3 protein-coding genes, 1 tRNA gene and 1 pseudogene are annotated in these 1376 nt (G+C 54.1%); all 5 read left to right on the forward strand.

Annotated features, from left to right (window positions below; all coding sequences use genetic code 11):
* The first annotated feature begins 104 nt into the window (after positions 1 to 104).
* Positions 105 to 254, forward strand: a complete 150-nt coding sequence (gene rpmG, locus DTF_RS0120795; RefSeq protein ID WP_027716883.1) for a 50S ribosomal protein L33 — start codon at positions 105 to 107, stop codon at positions 252 to 254.
* 43 nt (positions 255 to 297) lie between these two features.
* A tRNA-Trp gene (locus tag DTF_RS0120800) sits at positions 298 to 374 on the forward strand.
* Positions 375 to 393: 19 nt separating this feature from the next.
* The gene (secE, locus tag DTF_RS0120805) at positions 394 to 594 is read left to right on the forward strand and encodes a preprotein translocase subunit SecE (RefSeq protein ID WP_051361530.1); all 201 of its coding nucleotides are present in this window, start codon (positions 394 to 396) and stop codon (positions 592 to 594) included.
* A 20-nt stretch (positions 595 to 614) separates the two neighbouring features.
* Positions 615 to 1148 carry a transcription termination/antitermination protein NusG gene (gene nusG / locus DTF_RS0120810; RefSeq protein WP_027716885.1) on the forward strand — a complete coding sequence of 178 codons (534 nt, stop codon included), beginning with the start codon at positions 615 to 617 and terminating at the stop codon, positions 1146 to 1148.
* Positions 1149 to 1184: 36 nt separating this feature from the next.
* Positions 1185 to 1298: pseudogene (locus DTF_RS27510) on the forward strand (50S ribosomal protein L11); the annotation flags it as partial.
* Positions 1299 to 1376: the final 78 nt, after the last annotated feature.

Genomic DNA, 1376 nt, shown 5'->3' on the forward strand with positions numbered 1-1376 from the left:
TGGCCGCACCGTCGGCGCCGGCGTCGTCAGCGATATCATCGAGTAAATTTCATTACGGGCTCCCTCTCCGCCTGACGCGGGGAGGGAGTTGAAGGATAAACACCATGCGGGACATTGTTACCCTGGCTTGCACCGAATGTAAGCAGCGCAATTACACTACGACCAAGAACAAGAGGAATACTCCCGACAAGCTGGAGTTCAGCAAATACTGCAGGTTCTGCCGGAAGCATACCCCTCACAAGGAAACCAAGTAAGGGGACTCCGGAGGGGCTGTTTGTACGGCGGCCTTTTCTATGCAGGCCAGTAGCTCTAATGGCTAGAGCACCGGTCTCCAAAACCGGGTGTTGGGGGTTCGAGTCCCTCCTGGCCTGCCAAATTCAGATACAATCCTCGATGGGGGTTAAAATAGTGCTTGGCAAAGCGACAGAATTCATCACCAATGTCAGAGGTGAGCTGAAGAAAGTAACCTGGCCGACCCGGAAGGACACGTATGCTTCCACTTTGGTTGTCATCGTTCTGGTTCTGGCTGTCGCCGTCTTTTTGTGGATGGTCGATTCGGTTCTTTCGACCCTGATCCGCGTTCTGCTTAGCTGATGAACTCTGGGAAGGCCGACATGGCAATGCGATGGTACGGGGTACATACCTACTCTGGCTATGAGAACAAGGTGAAGCTCAACCTTGAAGAACGAATCCGGGCTCTGGGCGCGGAGGAAATGTTCGCAGAGGTGCTGATTCCCTCCGAAACGGTGATCGAGCTTAAAAAGGGCGAGCGGCGGACCTCCTCACGAAAATTCTTTCCAGGCTACATTCTCGTGCGGATGGAGCTGAACAATGAGACCTGGCACATCGTAAAAGATACGCCCAAGGTGACGGGTTTTGTCGGTGGGGGAACGACCCCGCCGGCTATCCCCGATGAAGAGGTCGCAAAGATCACCGCCCGTATGGAAGAAGGGGTGGAACGGCCCAAGCCCAAGGTGGCATTCGAGGTGGGAGAGACCGTTCGGGTCGTTGATGGTCCTTTCCTCAATTTCACGGGCGTAGTGGAGGATGTCAAGCCTGACAAGGGGAAGCTCAAGGTCATGGTCAGTATCTTTGGCCGGGTCACTCCTGTCGAGCTCGAGTTCATACAGGTAGAAAAGACCAGTTGAGTCTGGCTTAGAACGAGATACATTAAGGAGTAACTCATGGCCAAAAAGGTTATTGGAATGATAAAGCTGCAGATTCCTGCCGGCAAGGCGAATCCTTCGCCGCCGGTTGGTCCCGCGCTCGGTCAGCACGGGGTCAACATCATGGAATTCCCTCAATTTCACGGGCGTAGTGGAGGATGTCAAGCCTGACAAGGGGAAGCTCAAGGTCATGGTCAGTATCTTTGGCCG

This window comes from Desulfuromonas sp. TF (genome assembly GCF_000472285.1).
Lineage (GTDB): Bacteria > Desulfobacterota > Desulfuromonadia > Desulfuromonadales > ATBO01 > ATBO01.